The following is an 18,234-nucleotide window of genomic DNA, read 5'->3' as shown; positions in this document are numbered from 1 at the left end:
GGCAGGAGAAGAAAAAATCTTATTTATTCTGGATTCCGAATTCTGTCTCCTGTATGCTGATTTATTAAATCCTTCATCTCGCGTACCGCCCGATCCAGCCCCACCAGCACAGCCCTCGAGATAATACTATGTCCAATGCTATAGTCTTCAATCCCAGGCAGGGCCGTAAAGGGAGAGACGTTTCGGTAATCCAAGCCGTGCCCGATGTTGACCCGCAGGCCAAGGCGGCGGGCTTGCCGGATGGCTTGCGCGATCCGGAGAAATTCTTTTTGCCGGGCCTGGCCGTCAGGCGCATCGGCATATTGCCCCGTATGGATTTCCACGCAATCAGCTCCTACCTGTTTGCTGGCCTTAACCTGCAAGGGGTTGGCATCGATGAAAAGACTGGATGGAATCCCAGCCTTCTTCAGCCTCTGTATATTTTTTTGGAGGGAAGCCCGGTGGGACTGAACATCCAATCCCCCTTCTGTCGTCAGCTCTTGGCGACGCTCCGGCACAAAAGTGACCAGGTCCGGTTTGACCCTCAAAGCCATTTGGATGATCTCCTCGGTGTTGGCCAGCTCTAAATTAATGCGGGTTTTAACGACTTGGCGTAACAACTCCAAATCCCGATCCTGGATGTGCCTCCGATCTTCCCGCAGATGGACAATAATCCCATCGGCCCCGGCAAGTTCGGCGATGATGGCCGCGGCCACGGGATCGGGTTGTTTTCCTCCCCGGGCTTGCCGGAGAGTGGCCACGTGGTCAACATTTACTGAGAGCTTGGGCACTATTATCTCCTTCCCATAGCTTCCAGCTGTCAGCGATCAGCCTTCAGTTGGAAAACTTAATTCCCCCGGACTCTCTAAAAATTATTGTTTTTTCGTTTTATATTGCTGATCGCTGAAAACTGATTGCTGAGCGCTATTTAATCCACCATTTTTTTCCGAATACACTCAGCAATCTGTTCCGCGAAGGCAGAGATTTCCTTCTCGTTTTCCCCTTCCACCATAACCCGGATCAAGCTTTCCGTTCCGGAAGAGCGCACCAGGATGCGCCCGCGATCGACTAATTTGGCCTCAATCTTTTTAAGGAGAGAAGCTATTTCGGGAATACGCTGCGGATCTTTTTTTTGCCGGACCGGGACATTGAGCAGTACCTGAGGAAACGGAGTCATAATTTTTGCCAGTTCCGATAGCCGTTTATTTTCCCTTTTCATTACTGCCAAAACCTGCAAGGCCGAAAGAACGCCATCGCCCGTAGTATTGTAGTCGAGAAAGATCAAGTGGCCAGATTGTTCGCCACCTAAGTTATAGCCGCCGCGGGCCATTTCTTCTACCACGTAGCGATCCCCCACCTGGGTATGCAAGACCTTAATTCCCCGTTCCTTCATGGCCAAGTCCAAACCCAGATTGCTCATGACCGTGGCGACCAGGGTATTCCGTCTTAACCGTTTGCCTTGGTGCAGGCTATTGGCGCAGATGGCCATGATCCGGTCCCCATCGACAAGATTTCCCAGCTCATCAGAGAAGATAGCCCGATCTGCATCGCCGTCCAGGGAAATCCCAATGTCCGCCCCGCAATCCTTGACCTTCTGCATGATTAACTTCGGATAAAGGGAGCCGCATTGCCAGTTAATGTTCTCTCCGTTAGGTTCAATGTTCCAAGCAATTACCTCGGCTCCCAACTCTTCAAAGACTGCGGGAGCCACCCGGTAAGCTGCTCCGTTCGCACAATCCAAAACGATTTTCATCCCGTCCAGGGAAAACTCTTTGGGATAGGAATTTTTTAGGTAGACGACGTATCTCCCTACGGCATCATCCACTCGGAACGCTTTGCCCACTTCGGCTGCCGTAGGGCGCAAGGAATCAATCTGATCGGAGAAGATCAATTCCTCAATCTTGTTTTCAAGCTGGTCAGGGAGTTTAAACCCATTCCCAGAAAATATTTTGATGCCATTGTCCTGAAAAGGGTTATGGGAAGCTGAGATCACAATCCCGGCATCTGCCCGCATCGAAGATGTTAGGAAAGCAATACCTGGAGTAGGTAATGGGCCAACCAGAAGCACATCCACGCCCATGGAACAAATACCGGCTACCAGGGCATTTTCCAGCATGTATCCGGAAAGCCGGGTATCTTTTCCGATGACGATCCGGTGACGTTTATCTTTATTCTTGAAAATATAGGCTACCCCGCGTCCTAACTGCATGGCCATTTCGGTGGTCATCGGATCGATGTTCGCCACCCCCCGAATGCCATCTGTCCCGAAGAGTTTCCGCATATTTCCTTTCTCCTCCAAATCTTTTAAAGACCATTCAGGAAAGTGGGGTTCGAAGGGTACATCGTAGCACCGCGTCGGTAACCTGGACAACCCTGCGCATTCTTTCCACTTCGTGTACCCTCACGATGTTCGCTCCATTGAGAATGGCCACGGCCACCGTAGCCATCGTTCCCTCTTCTCTCTCTTGGGGAGGGAGTCCCAGTATTTTACCGATGAAAGCTTTCCGGGAAGTTCCGATGAGCAAAGGTTTTTCCAGAACCTTAAAGTTTTGCAGATATTTTAAAAGGATCAGGTTATGCTGTTCTTCCAACGACTTCCCGAAACCAATCCCCGGGTCTAAAACGATCTGGTCTGCAGGAATTCCCCGAGATTCGGCGAAGGCCACTCGCTCCCTGAAGAAACTCAGAATCTCTCCTAAGAAATCATCATAATGGGTATCGAGCTGCATGGTTTCCGGATTGCCCCGCATGTGCATAAGAACCACTGGAACCTTCCATCTCGCCACCACTTCGGCCATGCGTTCATCGAACCTCAAGGCGCTAATGTCGTTGATCATTTCCGCCCCTGTTTCCAAGGCCTTTTCCGCTACGCGTGCCTTCCGCGTATCCACGGAGATCGGGATGTCGATCTTCTGAACCAAGGTCCGGATGAGCGGAATGACCCGTCTTTTTTCTTCCTCCGCATCTAACGGTTTCGCCCCGGGTTGGGTCGATTCCCCGCCGATGTCCAGGATGTCCGCGCCCCCCTGCGCCAACCGCAACCCTTCTTCTATTGCCTTTTCCCGATCAAAAAAGTGACCTCCATCGGAGAAAGAATCCGGGGTTACATTCAACGCGCCCATGATGAGCGTGCGCTGGGAAAGGTCATAGCTTTTTTTGCGAAAACGGAGAAAAAGAGGGTTCATTGCGGCGCTCTCTGCGTTCTCGGCGGTGAATAAATAAAAAATAAGGGCCAAAGGTCAAGAGACCAGGGCAGAGAAAGAACACAACCCTTGGCCCGTGATCTTTTGCCCTTCTATTAAAGAAGTCTCCCCTCTTGAACCAATTCCTTGGGGGGGGTAGATGCGGGAATGGATGTTTTTAATCCCAATACCTGGTCAATTTCTTCCCCGGCCAGGACTTCTTTTTCCAGTAGAACTGACGCCAAGTGATGAATTTTTTCCATATGCTGGAGAATTATATCCTTGGCCCGGTCATAATTTTCTAAAACGATCCGCTTGATTTCGGTGTCGATATCTACAGCGGTCTTTTCGCTGTAATCTTTGCGTTGAGCAATTTCCCGCCCGAGAAAAATATATTCCTCTTTTTTACCGAAAGTAAGAGGACCTATTTTATCGCTCATTCCATAGTCGCAGACCATTTTTCGGGCCCACTCCGTGGCCATTTCCAGGTCATTCCCAGCTCCAGTGGTCTGGGTATTCAAGACCAGCTCCTCCGCAGCCCGCCCCCCCAAAAAAATGGCAATCTTGTTAATAATATATTCTTTGGAAAGGGTATGTTTGTCTTCCGCAGGTAGTTGCTGGGTTATTCCTAAGGCCCGACCCCGGGGAATAATGGTAACTTTATGAATGGGGTCAGCACCGGGGAGAAATTTGGCTACCAAGGTGTGGCCCGCCTCATGGTAAGCGGTAAGGCGTTTTTCCTCTTCGCTGATAAACATTGTCCGCCGCTCAACCCCCATCAGAACCTTATCTTTGGAAGCTTCGAAATCATCCATTTCCAATTTGGTTTTGCCCCGGCGCGCAGCCAAAAGGGCTGCCTCGTTGACCAGATTTTCCAGGTCCGCCCCCGTGAAGCCGGGAGTGCCTCTGGAAAGCACGGAAAGGTTTACATTCTCCGCTAAGGGAGTTTTGCGCGTATGGACCCTTAAAATTTCCTCCCGTCCTTTGACGTCGGGCCGGGGAACCACGACTTGCCGGTCAAACCTCCCTGGGCGCAGGAGGGCGGGGTCTAAAACATCAGGTCGGTTGGTAGCGGCTACAATAATCACTCCCTCGTTGGATTCAAATCCATCCATTTCCACCAATAGTTGGTTGAGAGTCTGCTCGCGCTCGTCGTGCCCTCCCCCGAGTCCAGCTCCCCGATGGCGCCCCACCGCGTCAATTTCATCGATGAAAATAATACAGGGAGCATGCTTTTTCCCCTGGATGAAAAGATCCCGGACCCTGGAGGCGCCCACGCCCACGAACATTTCCACAAAATCCGAACCGCTGATGGAAAAGAAGGGAACGTTGGCTTCCCCTGCGATGGCCCGAGCTAAAAGCGTCTTACCGGTTCCGGGGGCCCCTACCAACAGAACCCCCTTGGGAATCCGTCCCCCCAATATGGTAAATTTTTTGGGATCGCGGAGAAAATCAAGGATTTCATGGAGTTCTTCCTTCGATTCTTCAATGCCGGCTACATCAACAAAAGTCATCTTTTGTTGTTTTTCGGTGAGCCATTTGGCCTTGGCTTTGCCAAAGGACATGGCTTTGGTGCCGCCAGCTTGCATCTGGCGCATGAAAAAAAGCCAAAAGCCGATCAGAAGCAACATCGGAAACCAGGAGACCAGCAGGGTCATATACCAGGGGGAATCGTCTTCAGGCTTGGCCGAAATCTTCACGTCCTTTTCTTTTAGGGCTTTGATCAGGTCAGGATAATTGGGCGCATAGGTCTTGAATTCTTTGCGGTTGGCATAACGGCCGTAGAGGTTGTGTCCCTGGATCGTAACCTCTTTTACTTCTCCCCGTTCTAAGGCGGCCAAAAATTCACTGAAAATTACCTTTTCCTGGGAGGTGCGCGGTTGGTTGAAAAGATTAAAGAGGAGAATCATCATCAAGCTGATGACCAGCCAAAGAGCTAAGTTTTTATAAAAGGGGCTCAAATTTTTTCCCCCCATAAATTTCTTTCTACGTGCTTCCTCAGGTGGAATGGGATGAATAGTCAAATAATCTAGTGTTATTTATAGCACAAATTAAAGCTTGCAACAATGAAAAAAGCAATCGGCGGATGGAGATTAAATAAGTTCTACCCGCAGGACTTTTTGGGTTTCCGGCTGCAGGCGAACCCGGTGGTCGAGGCGGACGCCGGCAACCCAGAGAAGTTGATCGTTTTTGAAAAGTAAGGGAATTTTCTTGCGCTGGGTTGCAGGGATCTTGTAATCGATGAACAGGTCTTTTACTTTTTTCTCCCCTTCCATACCCAGAGGCTGCAGGCGGTCTCCAGGCCGAAAAGAGCGGATGGTCAGGGGAAAAGCCACTTTATCGAAATCCAGCAAGGCCACCCAGGAAGAGCTTTTCGGCCTAACTCGGGGATAGGATGTTAATATCTCGAACCTCATTGCCCGGCCAATCTCTGGGATTTCCCAACAACCCGGTCCCGCGATGGAATACTCAAAGGGAAGAATCTCTTCCCTGGATTGCGCAAAGGTCAGGGCCTGATAGGCTTTGGTCAGGCAAAGTCCTTGAGGAAGCTGGAGGCTCTGATTGGGTTCCGAACTGTGCAGGAGATTATTAATGGCCAAAATATGGCTAAGTCCTACCCGGCGCAAATGCCCCAAAATTTTTTCTGTGGCATACCGCAAAGATCTAAGGCGGAGGGGTAGCGACTGGGCAATCAGGGAAGGGATATCCAGAGTGATCGAACCCTTCTTCTGACTCCGGACCAATGAAGGAAATTTTTCCTTAAGGAGATTCTGCCAGAAATCCTCTTCCGCCCGGAATATTTCGGCCATTTGCACCAGCGTATGGCGCAAGCGGGGGTTATACTGCTGGAGGATGGGGAGGAGTTCATGCCGGATCCGGTTGCGCAAAAACTGCAGGGAACGATTGGAAGGATCGGTTAAGAAAGCTACCTTCCTTTCCTGCAGAAAGCGTTCTACCTCTTCCCGCCAGGACTCAATGAGAGGCCGGATGAAAACTTCCCCGCGCACGGGAGGGATTCCCCCAAGTCCGCGGGTCCCGGAACCCCGGAGGAGTCGCATAATGATCGACTCGGCCTGGTCGTCAGCCGTGTGCCCGAGGGCAATCTTTGTGGCCTGATGAATTTTGGCTGCTTCCAGAAGGAAAGAATATCGTACTTCTCGCGCCGCCTCCTGCAGGGTTAGGCGTTGTTCCTTTTGTTTTTCCCGTACATCCACCTTCCGGCTGATAAAAGGAATCCCCAATTGCACCGAAGCCTTGCGGACAAAGGATCTTTCAGCTCGTCCCTCCGGGCGGAGCCCATGGTCCAGGTGGGCAACGACTAAGGAAAGACGAAAATCCCGGCGCAATTCCCAAAGTACGTGGAGGAGGGCCATGGAATCCGCGCCCCCGGAAACACCTACCACGACTCGTTCTCCAGGTTGGAGCATGACGTATTTTTGGATCGTTTTTTTAGCCATCCGGACAAAGGAGTTCACGTTTTCTCTTGATTTTCCTCATATCGGGCCAGGGTGAAAAGCAAGTCGGCGAGGCGGTTCAGGAAGCGCAGCACATCGACATTGTCGATAATTTTCTCCTGGAATAAACGCACGGCTTTTCGTTCCGCCCGGCGAACAATGGCCCGGGCCAGATCGATGGCTGCCGAAGCCATCGTCGCACCGGGTAAGATAAATTCATTTTTTAGTTTGACTTCCACTTGTAACTCTTCGATCAAACCTTCTAAACGGGCGATGTGCTCCGTGGTAATTTGGTAGGAGTACTTTTTCATATCCTCCGCAGCAGTGGCCAGCTCCGCCCCAAGAATGAGGAGATCTTTCTGGAGGGCCAGGATGATTTCTTTGGTCTTCAACCTGGTTGCCGCCGCTCTGGCAATTCCCAAGGCGGAACTGGCCTCATCGAGGGTGCCGTAAGCTTCGGGCCTCGGTCCGGATTTGGGAATCCTCTGGCCCCCCAGCAGGCTGGTAAACCCTCGGTCTCCTTTTTTGGAAAATTTCATGAACCCACCTCCTTACCGCTTCCATGATTCCTGGTGCCAGAACGATCGCTTTGCTGTTCACCCGGCGATTTTTTTGCCACGAGTTCTTTGAGTTTCTGTATTTCTCTGGGCCGAAGGTTTCGGTATTCCCCAGGCCGAAGTCTACCCACGTGCAGCCCGGCAAAAGCAACCCGCTTCAGTTTCAATACGGGGTAGCCGAGCTTTTTCCACATCCTTTTCACTTGCCGGTTTCTTCCTTCATACAAAACCATCTCCAACCACAGATTGTCTTCGGTCCCTCTCAGAGTCGTGATGCGGCAGGGAGCCGTGCGCCCATCCTCCAAAAAAATTCCCCGGCTTAACCTTCCGATCTCTGCGGGACTGGGTTGACCTTTTATTTTCACTTGGTAGGTGCGGGGGATACGAAAAGAAGGGTGAGATAGGCGATGGGCCAGGTCCCCATCATTGGTCAAAAGGAGAAATCCCTCGGCATCATAATCCAGGCGGCCCACGGGGAACAGCCGAGTTGGCGGAGCCTTTATCAGGTCTAAAACCGTTGTCCTTCCTTCCGGATCCTCTGCCGTTGTTACCGTGCCCTTGGGCTTGTTTAAAAGGACATAAACTTTCGCGGCAGAAGGAAAAACTCGTCGGCCATCGACTTTGATGTGGTCCTGAACAGGATCGGCTTTATCACCAATCTGGGCGGCTCGTCCATTGACGGTGACTCGCCCTTCCCGGATCAGATTCTCGGCTTGGCGCCGGGAGGCAACCCCGATTTCAGAAAGGATCTTTGGCAATCTCTGCAGGGGGCTCATCGTTTCCTGCCTCTTGGCCTGGCAAAATTTCAGTCTTCCCGTGCTCAATGCCCTCTTCCCCTTCTGCGGTTGGGTCGGCGAAGGGCAAAAGATCCTCTGCCGGAGGAGGACCTAATCCTTCCATGTCCTTAAGGGTGGGAAGGCTGGATAGATCTTTCAAACCGAACATCTCCAGAAATTGTTTGGAAGTTCCGTAAACCAGCGGTTTGCCCGGCACGTCTTTCTTCCCGAGGATCCTGATCAATTTTTTTTCGAGGAGAGTGCGTAAGACGCCCCCGGAATCCACTCCCCGGATCTTCTCCACTTCCCCGCGCACCACGGGTTGTTTGTAGGCGATGATGGCCAAAGTTTCCAGAGCCGGCTGGCTGAGGCCAAGCGGTTTGGTCTTCTTCAATTTTTTAATCCATTCGGCGTACTCGGGACGGGTTCGAAATTGGAAGCCCTCGGCAACTTCTACTAGGGTAAAGCCACGCGCGGCGCGGCTATATTCTTCCATTAATTCGGATAGCAAATGTTGGAGGTCCTTTTTTTGAACTTCGCCCAGGACTTCTTTGATCCGTTCCAAACTGAGGGGGTTTTCCGAAATGAAGATTAATGCTTCGATCAAAGCTTTTCGTTGCGTGTCGTCCACTTTACAGGATCCTTTCTTCTATTCTTTTCTGGCCTTCTTCTCGCCCGAGCGGCGCAAAAATCCGGATGGTTCCAAAAGATTCAGCCTGGAAGACCTTGATCATACGCAAGCGGAGAAGCTCCAGCAGGGCCAAAAAAGTCACGATGATCTCCCCTCTGGGGGTGGTGGAGGTAAACAGTTCGGCAAAGGTCAGGGACTCTTTTTCCCAGAGGTGTTCCATGATCTGATGGATCCTCTCCTTAATACTCAGTTGATCCAGGGAGATTTCTTGAAACTCTTCGGGGGGAATTCCTTGCAGGATTTTCTTCATGGCCTCCAGCAGGTCGAATAACGTCACCTCTCCAGCCAGAACCTCCTCGGCGCCTTCCAGAAAATTTTCGGCAAAAAACTTGCGGGCAAATACCTCCCGGTCCAGCAGGGAACCTTGGGCCAGTTCCAAAGCCGCTTCTTTGTAACGCTGGTATTCCCGCAGCCTACGGACCAATTCGGCCCGGGGATCTTCTTCCGATTCTTCTTGCTCCTCTTCGCCCTGTTCCTCTTCGGAGGGGGGCAAGAGCATCTTGGATTTAATGTGCAATAAGGTAGCGGCCATCAGTAGAAATTCGCCCGCCACGTCCAAATTCAGGCTTTTCATCCTCTCCAGGTAATCTAAGTACTGTTGGGTGATGACCGTGATGGGAATGTCATAAATATCGATCTCGTTTTTTTTGATCAAATGAAGAAGAAGGTCCAGCGGCCCCTCAAAGATTTCCAATTTGACATTCAGAGGTAATTCCTGCTGTTCTAATTCGTTGGCTCCATCAGTTGTTTCCATTGTTTTCCTCAATAATTAATTTTCATGGCCGCGCGGACCTCTTCCATCGTCCGGGAAGCAACCACCCGGGCCCTCTGGCAGCCGTCCTCCAGCACTTCGTCCACCAAACCGGGATTTTGAAGAACCCGTCGGCGTTTTTCGTGGATCGGAGCCAGATAGGCCACAATGTTTTCCGCCAGATTTTTTTTATCCTCCACGCAGCCTATGGCGGCTCGGCGGCAATCTATCTGAACCTGTTCCACGGTTGCCGCTGAGCTGTACACCTGGTGGAAGGCAAAGACATTGCAGATATCCGGATTACCGGGGTCATTCCGTTTGATCCGGTTTGGATCGGTAAACATCTGTCCTACTTTGCTGCGGATTTCTTGGGGAGGATCCGCGATGTAGATGGCATTTTCATAGCTTTTGCTCATTTTGCGCCCGTCGATCCCCAACAGCTTCGGAAATTCCGTAAGCAGAGGCTCCGGAGGAGGGAAAACCGGGCCATAAAAAAAGTTAAAGCGCCGGGTAATTTCCCGGGAGAGTTCCACATGGGGTACCTGGTCAACACCCACCGGAACCTTATGGGCTTTGTAAATGATGATATCGGCGGTCTGGAGTAGGGGATAACCCAAAAACCCATACGTAGAGAGGTCGCGGTTGGTCAATTCCTGCTGCTGCTCTTTATAGGTGGGGACGCGCTCCAGCCAGGAAAGTGGCGTGATCATCGAAAGAAGAAGATGGAGTTCCGCATGCTCCTTGATCCGTGACTGCACGAAAAGAACACTTTTTTCCGGGGACAGGCCTACGCTCAGCCAATCGATCATCATTTCCCGGATGCTTTCCTGGATGATCTCCGTGCCGTTGTATTCCGTCGTCAGGGCATGCCAGTCCGCTGCAAAGAAAAAACAATCATAATCTTCCTGGAGTTTTCTCCAATTTTCTAAGGCTCCTACCAAATTGCCCAGGTGAAGCTTTCCCGATGGCCGCATTCCGCTCAGCACTCGCTGCTTGGACATTTTTTGCGTCAATCTCCTTTCCAAGTTAAAATCCAGCATTCAGGATTCCGCTTGGAAACATTTTTATTCCTTCCCGCATTCTGACCCCTGAACCTGGTAATACTCTCTGATTCCATTTCTCCCATTCTATACTCTCAAGGGACGGTCTGGCTTAGCGAATTTTTGTTGTACGTATTCAACTTCCTCTTGACGACTGTGCAATTTTCCGTCGAGTCGAGCCCGTAAGAGATCTTGGAAGATTTCGGCATAGATCGGCCCGGGAGCATAGCCCATCCGACTCAGATCTTGGCCCCTCAGGGAAACCCGGGTGGGCTTCAACCCGGTAAAGTATAGAGAGAGGGCCCTTTTCACTTCCTCGGATTCGGTCTTCCCCATGCCGTAAAGTAAAAAATCCGTGGGTAAAGGATTCAAGAGAAAATAGATATCGCTTCGGCCCAGGGAAGAGGAACGAGAAAACTGCTCAACCACCTGGATCGCCATTCGCCTGTGCTGCAGGAAATTGGTGCGAAATTTTTCCGAAAGGGAGAGCCGGTTCAGAAGTTCTTGAATATCTTTCTCTGAGAGGTTGTCCACCAGTCCCAGAAAGGCTACCAACCACTTCTCATACCGCTCTCCGGTAAATAAAAGATTATACCAGGATAGTACGCTTTCCAGCCTCTGGAATAAATTTTCAGCGACGCGATCCGCTTTCAATTTGGGATGAAATATTTTCAACATACCATAATCGCGCAGCCGCTTGATTACGGCAAAAGGCTTTTCCTCTGTAAGGCAGCGGACTACCTCCCGGAAAAGTCGCCTGCCGGAGAGTTGGCCGAATAATTCCATGCGCACCGCGTTTTCCACGAGCATGTGCGTATGTTTGGCGATTTGAAAGCCGATGCGCTGCTCGAAACGCAGAGCTCGAAAGATGCGGGTAGGATCTTCCACGAAGCTCAAATTATGGAGGACCCGGATGAGCCGCTCTTTGATATCTCTCTGACCGCCAAAAAAATCAATAAGCTCTCCAAAGTGTCGGGGCTGTAAGTGGATGGCTAAGGCATTCACCGTAAAGTCGCGTCGGAAGAGGTCCAATTTGATGGAGCTATGTTCCACGCGCGGTAAAGCAGCTGGGTGGTCATAATATTCCAGGCGGGCCGTGGCCACGTCGAGTTGGTGGCCTTGGGGAAAGATCAAGGTGGCCGTCCCAAATTTTTTGTGCACCTGGATGGCGCCCTTTTCCTCTTGGGCCAGAGCTTGGGCTAAGCGGATGCCGTCTCCTTCGACCACAACATCAATGTCATAGTTTTCGCAACGCAGGATCAGGTCGCGTACGAATCCGCCTACCGCGTAAACCTGGAAACCCATTTCCTCAGCTTTTTGGCCGATTTTCTTGAGCAAAGTGAGCACGCCGGGAGGCAACCGCTCTTCCATGAGCTGGAGGATCCATTTCTTCCTCGGCTGGATCAAGGAGAGATCCTGTTCAAAAAGAGCGGGGGGTGGCCGATTGGCGCTGATGTACAGCCAGCGTAACAAATCCGTCCGGGTGATGGCTCCCACCAACTTGTCCCTTTCCAGCACCGGGAGAAAACGCTGGTTGTTTCCCACAATCAGATCTTGAACCTTAGACAGCGTCGTTCGGGGATGGGCCGCGGCAAACTCGCTGCTCATATAATCCTGCACCGGTGAGTTTTTAAACCCATGGAAGGAAGCTTTTTCGATAATCTGCCGGGAAATCAAGCCGGCGACCTTACCCTTTTCCATTACCGGTAGAACGTTGATATTATAACGGGTGAGAAGCTCACCCGCCCGTTCGATAGTCTCGATAGCTTCCACTGTTTTAACGGGAAAGGACATCAGGTCACGGGCCAGCTTAACAGGATGGATCCGTCCTTCCAGGTAGTTCAGTAATTTTTCTTCCACCTGGGGAAGATTCATCCCCTTGATGGTAGCGGAAGCCGCCGTGGGATGTCCTCCTCCGCCAAAGGCTGCCGCAATTTCCCCCACGTTGACCTCTTCCAGATTGCTCCGGGCCACAAAATAAATCCGGTCCTCCATCTCGGCTAAGGCGAAGAGGACAGGGATATTTTCCATGTCTCTCAACTTGTGCACCAAAAGAGCAAAATCGCCCACGTATTTATCTGAAGAAGCTTTGGCCATCACAATCTCCAAACCTTTCACCACGTAGCGGGTTGCGGTTTGGATCAATTCGTTGAGCAAGGAAATTTGTTCGGAGGTGAGTTCGCGGGTGATCATGTTGGATACGATATTCAAGTTGGCACCCTGGGAGAGCAAAAAAGCCGCTGCTTCATAATCTTCCACGGTAGTCGAAGAAAAGGTAAACGATCCGGTGTCCTCATAGAGGCCTAAGGCCATGACTGTGGCTTCCTCAGGCGTAAGAGAAATCCTTTTTTCTTTTAGGATCTGGGCCAAAATCGTCACCGTAGCCCCAACCTCACGAACGTGTTCTATGGTACCGCGAAGATCCTCCGGAGAGGCTGGGTGGTGGTCAAAAATATGTACTTCCATCCCGGGGCGTAGAACCAGTTTGGCGAACTTTCCGATTCTTCCAGGTTGGCGGGTGTCTACCAGAATCAACCGCCGGACTTTGTCCAGGTCAATGTTCTTGATCCGTTCGGTTTCAAAAACATAGAAAGGCGACTGAATGAAAAAATCCCGCAGGTTTTTCTCCTGGGAGCCCGGAAAGACCAGGGCTGCCTGAGGATAAAGCTTCTTGGCCGCTAACATAGAGGCCAGGGAATCGAAGTCCGCGTTGATGTGCGTGGTGATCACGTCCATGATTTCAACCCCGGGGGTGATATTTCTGGTGCTGTTGTTTCAGGTGTTCCCGGGAAACATGGGTATATATCTGGGTGGTAGCTATGTCCACATGCCCGAGCATGGATTGGACCGACCGCAAGTCCGCTCCTCTTTCTAAGAGATGCGTGGCGAAAGAATGGCGCAGCATATGGGGCGTGGTGCGCTTATAAATCCCCGCGGCTTGGGCATGTTTCCGTAGAATCTTCCAGAACCCCTGGCGAGTGATTCCTCGCCCTCCCCTTCCGAGAAACAAAGTGGCCTTGGTTGACTTCCGAGCCATAAGACTCCGTGGCCCTTTCAGGTAGCCCTGCAGTGCCCGGCGAGCAGCGCCCCCGATAGGCACAATCCGCTCTTTCGATCCTTTCCCTTTGGTCCGCACATATCCCACTTCCAGGTTCACATCATTCAGCGAAAGGTGAATCAGCTCAGAGACCCGGAGACCAGTGGCATAAAGAAGCTCCAGCATCGCCCGATCGCGGATTCCTAAAGGCTGAAGGGGATCAGGCTGCTGTAATAAATTTTCAACCTCCACGGAGGACAACACCGAAGGGAGCTTGGGGGCAAACTTAGGGTTTCGCAGACGACGCAGGGGATTCTCCTTTACGGCCCGCTCCTCCACAAGAAATTTATGGAAACCCTTCAGGGTGGAAAGGACTCGGGCTTGGCTTCTGGCCGAGAGGCCTTTCCGCCGCAGATGGCGGAAATATCCCATGGCTTGTTCGACCGAACTGCCCTCAACGCTAGCGATACCCCCTTCCCGCAAAAGAAAAGCGTATCCCTGAAGATCCCGGGCGTATGCTTCGAGCGTATTCCGGCTCAACCCTTTTTCCACGGTTAGGTGATGTAAAAAATTGTCTATCCAATGATCTAAGGAATCTATCATTGCTAATCATTGATGACTTCGTAAAAAGTCCATCTGTCCCGTGCTTCGAGGGATTGCGCGCCTGGCATCTGATGTAGGGGCACGGTCACCGTGCCCCTACTTTGCTCCGCGTGCATTCTATTCTAACACATCGGTTTCTTATTTCAATTTCTTTCTCCCCGATTCAGCAGGATTCTATTGGTCCCTTGCGGATGAAGTTGTGCCCAAAATGGCAACAAAGTGTTATGGATCGGGAAACATTCAAAATCCGAAGCACGGAATCAGAACCATTGCAGATTGCAGATTGAAAAAATAAAAACTTCAATCTGAAATCTTAAATCTCAAATCTGAAATCAGAGAAAGTTCGGATTTTGGATTTTTATTAACCCTGTTTGGTTCCGGCTATGCCGGGTTAGGTTTAAGATAAAGGAATTAAATAAGCGGGTCGATAAGGAAAAGTGATCGATGGTTAGTTATCAATTCACTTGACATTTTTAATTTTTTCCAGTGTAATAAAACTATTTTTTCCCTTAGGAGGAACGGAAAAATGGATATTTCTGAACTTTTAATCTTCGTTCAAAAAGAAAACGCCTCGGACCTGCACTTAAGCGCTGGAGAATCGCCTATGGTTCGGATCCACGGCGAGATGAAGCGCATTGAGATGCCTCCTATATCTAAGGAAAATTTACATATGATGCTCTATGACATCCTCAATGACCAGCAGCGGAAGCGATTCGAGGAAATGCACGAATTAGATTTTTCTATTGACTTGAAAGGAATTGCCCGTTTCCGAGTAAATGCCTTTCGCCAGGCCCGGGGAGAAGGAGTCGTCTTTCGGGTCATTCCGTCGAAAATTTTGACAATAGAGCAATTGGGTTTACCAAAATCCCTCCGGGAGGTCACGAAGAACGAACGCGGTCTGGTGCTGGTTACCGGGCCCACGGGGAGCGGAAAATCCACCACCCTGGCGGCTATGATCGATATCCTCAACAATTCCCTCAATGGCCACATCATTACCATCGAAGACCCCATTGAATTCGTCCACGATTCCAAGAAATGCCTGATCAACCAGCGTGAACTTGGTTCTCATACCCACAGCTTTGCCAATGCTTTGCGCAGCGCCCTGCGTGAGGATCCGGACATTATCCTGGTGGGAGAAATGCGCGACTTGGAAACCATTTCTCTGGCCTTAACCGCAGCGGAGACCGGCCACCTGGTTTTCTCCACCGTGCACACCAGCGGAGCGTCGAAAACCGTCGACCGGATCATTGACGTTTTTCCGGCGGCTCAGCAGGACCAGGTTCGGGCGCAGTTTGCTGAATCTATCCAAGCCGTCATTTCTCAGGTGCTCCTGAAGCGGCGCGATGGGCGTGGGCTCGTTCCGGCCCTGGAGATCATGATCGGCACCCCAGCGGTGCGCAACCTCATCCGGGAAGGCAAGGTGGCTCAGCTTCCTTCCACTATCCAGACTGGCCAAAAATTCGGCATGATGACCCTGGACCAATCCCTGAAAGAGCTGGTTAGCAAGGGCATCGTCGACAAAGAGCAGTGCCTCTATTTTGCCAGCAGCCCGAACGTTTTCAACTCCTAAGGAGGTTACGGGAATGAGTACCAATATTCGTGAGCTTGTGGAAGAAATGGTCAGGCTGGATGCTTCCGATCTTTATATCACGGTGGACAGCCCCCCCATGTACCGGGTCGAAGGAGTTGTCTCTCCCTGGGGCAGTCGTAAATACACTCCCGAAGAAACCGAAACAATGGCCTTCTCTCTCATGAGCCAGATCCAGAAAACGTACTTTGCCCGCAGGTGGGAAATGAATCTGGCCATTGCCTATCCCGACCTCGGGCGGTTTCGGGTAAATATCTTCCGTCAGCGGGGGTCTTTCGGGATGGTCATGCGGCATATTAAGATTTATATCAAGACCATAGACGATCTCGCCTTGCCGCAGATCTTCAAAAATATCGCCATGACCAAGCGGGGCCTGGTCCTGATCGCCGGTCGGACCGGTTCGGGGAAATCCACCACCCTGGCGGCCCTCATCGATTACCGCAACTCCACCGCTCCAGGTCACATCGTCACCATTGAGGATCCAATTGAATTCGTCCATACCCATAAAAAATCCATCATTACCCAAAGGGAGATTGGGATCGACACGCATGGGTATGGCAGCGCCTTAAAACACACTCTGCGCCAGGCTCCGGATGTGATCCTGATCGGTGAGGTCAGGGACGTCGAGACAATGGAAGCAGCCATTGATTACGCGGAAACCGGACACCTTTGCCTGGGAACCATTCATGCTAATAACGCCAATCAAACGATCGAACGCATCATGAATTTTTTCCCCCCGGAAAGGCACATGCAAATCTATTTACAGCTCTCTCTGAACCTCCGGGCCATCATTTCCCAACGATTGATCCCCCGTATCGACGGCATGCGGGTCGCCGCCGTGGAAATTCTCCTGGATACTCCCCGGATCAAGGACCTTACCCAAAAAGCGCAGATCGACCTCATCAAAGAAACCATGGCGGAAGGAAATATGGAGGACATGCAGACTTTCGATCAATCCATCTTCGCTTTTTATCAGCAGGGAACCATTGACTATGACAACGCCATTGCCTACGCAGATAGCGCGAATGACCTGAGACTGCGCATCAAGATGGAAGAGGTTGGCGAAAAGAAAGAAGCCATGGACGGGGGCTTGAGAATCAAGTCTGAATTTCGGACGTGAAGCAAGTCCGGAAGTTGTTGAAGTCAACTCATCCGGTCGAGAATCTTCCAAGCGTTTTCCTGCATCCGCTCGAAATCTTCGTTTGTAAGACCGGCTCCCAGGGCTATTTTCAAGGCATAGTCCTGGGAGATCAAGTCATCGGGTGCGTGGGTATCTGTATTTAAGACCAGGGAAGCCCCTACTTTTTTGGCCAGGCGGGCCACATGCCCGTTGGTCAGACTGTGTCCCTTCCTCGCCGTGATCTCTAAAAAAACTCCCTTCTCTCTGGCCAGGACCACCTCTTCTTCGGCGATCAAGCCGGGGTGGGCCAGAATATCAACTCCGGCAGCGATGGCCTGCTGGTTGGTACCCGGCGGCACGGGTTCAACTATGGTTTCACCATGAACGAGAACGATTTGAGCCCCCAAGGTCCTTGCTCGAACCGTTAAAGGGGAAATGAGATCGGGAGGAATGTGGGTGAGTTCCACCCCGGGGATGGCTCGTACCTGCCAGTGGGCTTTTAAATCCCGGCAAACTTGAACCATCCTGGGAATTACCCAATCGAGGTTGGAAGAATCCGCATGATCCGTTATCGCCACGGCTTGGCAGCCTATGACCGAAGCTCGGCGGACCAATTCCGATGGCAAAAGTTCCCCATCGCTAAAAAGGCTGTGAGTATGGAGGTCAATCATAAAATCTCTTTTCCCCGCAGGCTGTGGGCGTAAGCCTTTTGAATTCTAAGCCGCACCATCGAACCTGAGGCTAAAGTTTTTCCTGGAAAATTGACGATATGGTTGGTGCGGGTCCTTCCCATGTTTTCCGCGGCATTGGCTTTACTTCGTCCCTCCACCAAAACTTCCACTTCTTTTTCTTCCCAGGCTTTAATCCGCTTCCAAGTAATCTTTCTCTGTAAGGCCTGCAACTCTACCAACCTGCGCTGGCCAATTTCTTCAGGAACTTTTTCGTTAAAGAGAGTAGCCCGGGTACCTGGTCGATCTGAATATTTGAAAGAAAAAAGATCATCGAATTGTACTTTCTCGATCATCTCCATGCTGGCGTGAAAATCTTCTTCTTCTTCCCCTGGAAATCCTACGATCATATCGGTAGTGACGCTGATTCCCGGGCAGGACTGGCGAAGGTCTCGAATCTTCCTTAGGTAATCTTCGGGGGAGTAACCCCGATTCATTCGTTGCAGGATGCGGGCAGATCCGGATTGCAGGGGAAGATGGATGTGTTCACAAAGTTTGGGGAATTTGCCAAAGGCTTCGATGAGGGGGTTTGAAAGGTCTTTCGGGTGCGAAGTTGTAAAACGGATGCGCTCTATGCCGGCAATTTCCTGGACCGCCTTTAAAAGTTTTACAAAATCCAACTCTCCCGGCGATGTTTGGCCGTAGGAATTCACATTTTGTCCAAGCAGGGTAACCTCTTTAACTCCTTGGGCTGCAAGGGAGCGGATTTCCTTTAAAATCTCTTGGC

General features: G+C 51.1%; 16 protein-coding genes. 2 read left to right on the top strand and 14 right to left on the bottom strand.

Annotated features, from left to right (window positions below):
* Positions 1 to 23 precede the first annotated feature (23 nt).
* From Q7V48_13475 to xerD, 12 genes are all read right to left on the bottom strand, one after another.
* Entirely contained in the window at positions 24 to 770 is a 747-nt protein-coding gene (locus Q7V48_13475) for a pyridoxine 5'-phosphate synthase (GenBank protein ID MDO9211736.1), read from the bottom strand.
* Between the two features lie 137 nt (positions 771 to 907).
* Entirely contained in the window at positions 908 to 2,260 is a 1,353-nt protein-coding gene (gene glmM / locus Q7V48_13470; GenBank protein ID MDO9211735.1) for a phosphoglucosamine mutase, read from the bottom strand.
* A 34-nt stretch (positions 2,261 to 2,294) separates the two neighbouring features.
* The gene (gene folP / locus Q7V48_13465) at positions 2,295 to 3,164 is read right to left on the bottom strand and encodes a dihydropteroate synthase (GenBank protein ID MDO9211734.1); all 870 of its coding nucleotides are present in this window, start codon (positions 3,162 to 3,164) and stop codon (positions 2,295 to 2,297) included.
* 113 nt (positions 3,165 to 3,277) lie between these two features.
* A complete protein-coding gene (gene ftsH / locus Q7V48_13460; GenBank protein ID MDO9211733.1) occupies positions 3,278 to 5,122 on the bottom strand; it encodes an ATP-dependent zinc metalloprotease FtsH in 1,845 nt (614 codons plus the stop codon).
* Between the two features lie 132 nt (positions 5,123 to 5,254).
* Positions 5,255 to 6,637, bottom strand: coding sequence for a tRNA lysidine(34) synthetase TilS (gene tilS / locus Q7V48_13455; GenBank protein ID MDO9211732.1), 1,383 nt, complete (start codon positions 6,635 to 6,637; stop codon positions 5,255 to 5,257).
* A complete protein-coding gene (locus Q7V48_13450) occupies positions 6,634 to 7,155 on the bottom strand; it encodes a cob(I)yrinic acid a,c-diamide adenosyltransferase (GenBank protein ID MDO9211731.1) in 522 nt (173 codons plus the stop codon). Before Q7V48_13450 ends, tilS begins: the two co-directional genes overlap by 4 nt.
* Positions 7,152 to 7,949, bottom strand: a complete 798-nt coding sequence (locus Q7V48_13445) for a pseudouridine synthase (GenBank protein MDO9211730.1) — start codon at positions 7,947 to 7,949, stop codon at positions 7,152 to 7,154. The genes Q7V48_13450 and Q7V48_13445 overlap by 4 nt, the downstream gene beginning before the upstream one ends.
* Positions 7,912 to 8,580 carry an SMC-Scp complex subunit ScpB gene (scpB, locus tag Q7V48_13440; protein MDO9211729.1) on the bottom strand — a complete coding sequence of 223 codons (669 nt, stop codon included), beginning with the start codon at positions 8,578 to 8,580 and terminating at the stop codon, positions 7,912 to 7,914. Before scpB ends, Q7V48_13445 begins: the two co-directional genes overlap by 38 nt.
* Position 8,581: 1 nt before the next feature.
* Entirely contained in the window at positions 8,582 to 9,394 is an 813-nt protein-coding gene (locus tag Q7V48_13435; GenBank protein ID MDO9211728.1) for a segregation/condensation protein A, read from the bottom strand.
* A gap of 8 nt (positions 9,395 to 9,402) precedes the next feature.
* On the bottom strand, positions 9,403 to 10,392 hold the full coding sequence (gene trpS / locus Q7V48_13430; GenBank protein ID MDO9211727.1) for a tryptophan--tRNA ligase: 990 nt from the start codon (positions 10,390 to 10,392) through the stop codon (positions 9,403 to 9,405).
* Positions 10,393 to 10,518: 126 nt separating this feature from the next.
* Complete coding sequence (locus tag Q7V48_13425; GenBank protein MDO9211726.1) at positions 10,519 to 13,167, bottom strand: CBS domain-containing protein; 2,649 nt, start codon at positions 13,165 to 13,167, stop codon at positions 10,519 to 10,521.
* Positions 13,168 to 13,171: 4 nt separating this feature from the next.
* The gene (gene xerD / locus Q7V48_13420) at positions 13,172 to 14,071 is read right to left on the bottom strand and encodes a site-specific tyrosine recombinase XerD (GenBank protein MDO9211725.1); all 900 of its coding nucleotides are present in this window, start codon (positions 14,069 to 14,071) and stop codon (positions 13,172 to 13,174) included.
* A gap of 526 nt (positions 14,072 to 14,597) precedes the next feature.
* Between xerD and Q7V48_13415 the strand changes: the two genes are divergently transcribed.
* Together Q7V48_13415 and Q7V48_13410 are read left to right on the top strand one after the other, a co-directional pair.
* Positions 14,598 to 15,641: a type IV pilus twitching motility protein PilT gene (locus Q7V48_13415; protein ID MDO9211724.1), complete on the top strand. Its 1,044-nt coding sequence runs from the start codon at positions 14,598 to 14,600 to the stop codon at positions 15,639 to 15,641.
* Positions 15,642 to 15,654: 13 nt separating this feature from the next.
* The gene (locus Q7V48_13410) at positions 15,655 to 16,779 is read left to right on the top strand and encodes a PilT/PilU family type 4a pilus ATPase (protein MDO9211723.1); all 1,125 of its coding nucleotides are present in this window, start codon (positions 15,655 to 15,657) and stop codon (positions 16,777 to 16,779) included.
* Positions 16,780 to 16,802: 23 nt separating this feature from the next.
* On the opposite strand, the gene Q7V48_13405 is transcribed toward Q7V48_13410, so the two are convergent.
* Both Q7V48_13405 and Q7V48_13400 read right to left on the bottom strand, forming a co-directional pair.
* The gene (locus Q7V48_13405; GenBank protein MDO9211722.1) at positions 16,803 to 17,450 is read right to left on the bottom strand and encodes a histidinol phosphate phosphatase domain-containing protein; all 648 of its coding nucleotides are present in this window, start codon (positions 17,448 to 17,450) and stop codon (positions 16,803 to 16,805) included.
* The coding region (locus Q7V48_13400; GenBank protein MDO9211721.1) for a MiaB/RimO family radical SAM methylthiotransferase at positions 17,447 to 18,234 on the bottom strand (788 nt) is incomplete at its 5' end. The genes Q7V48_13400 and Q7V48_13405, both read right to left, overlap by 4 nt.

This window comes from Deltaproteobacteria bacterium (assembly GCA_030654105.1).
Taxonomy (GTDB): domain Bacteria; phylum Desulfobacterota; class SM23-61; order SM23-61; family SM23-61; genus JAHJQK01.
The sequence above is the reverse complement of the archived record's forward strand: the minus strand, read 5'-3'. Positions and strand labels throughout refer to the sequence as shown.

Coding starts and splice junctions, on each gene's coding strand:
- trpS (MDO9211727.1), bottom strand. CDS start 10,392: ATGTCCAAGCAGCGAGTGCTGAGCGGAATGCGGCCATCGGGAAAGCTT.
- Q7V48_13410 (MDO9211723.1), top strand. CDS start 15,655: ATGAGTACCAATATTCGTGAGCTTGTGGAAGAAATGGTCAGGCTGGAT.
- Q7V48_13425 (MDO9211726.1), bottom strand. CDS start 13,167: ATGGACGTGATCACCACGCACATCAACGCGGACTTCGATTCCCTGGCC.
- glmM (MDO9211735.1), bottom strand. CDS start 2,260: ATGCGGAAACTCTTCGGGACAGATGGCATTCGGGGGGTGGCGAACATC.
- xerD (MDO9211725.1), bottom strand. CDS start 14,071: ATGATAGATTCCTTAGATCATTGGATAGACAATTTTTTACATCACCTA.
- Q7V48_13405 (MDO9211722.1), bottom strand. CDS start 17,450: ATGATTGACCTCCATACTCACAGCCTTTTTAGCGATGGGGAACTTTTG.
- Q7V48_13435 (MDO9211728.1), bottom strand. CDS start 9,394: ATGGAAACAACTGATGGAGCCAACGAATTAGAACAGCAGGAATTACCT.
- Q7V48_13415 (MDO9211724.1), top strand. CDS start 14,598: ATGGATATTTCTGAACTTTTAATCTTCGTTCAAAAAGAAAACGCCTCG.
- Q7V48_13450 (MDO9211731.1), bottom strand. CDS start 7,155: ATGAAATTTTCCAAAAAAGGAGACCGAGGGTTTACCAGCCTGCTGGGG.
- folP (MDO9211734.1), bottom strand. CDS start 3,164: ATGAACCCTCTTTTTCTCCGTTTTCGCAAAAAAAGCTATGACCTTTCC.
- Q7V48_13445 (MDO9211730.1), bottom strand. CDS start 7,949: ATGAGCCCCCTGCAGAGATTGCCAAAGATCCTTTCTGAAATCGGGGTT.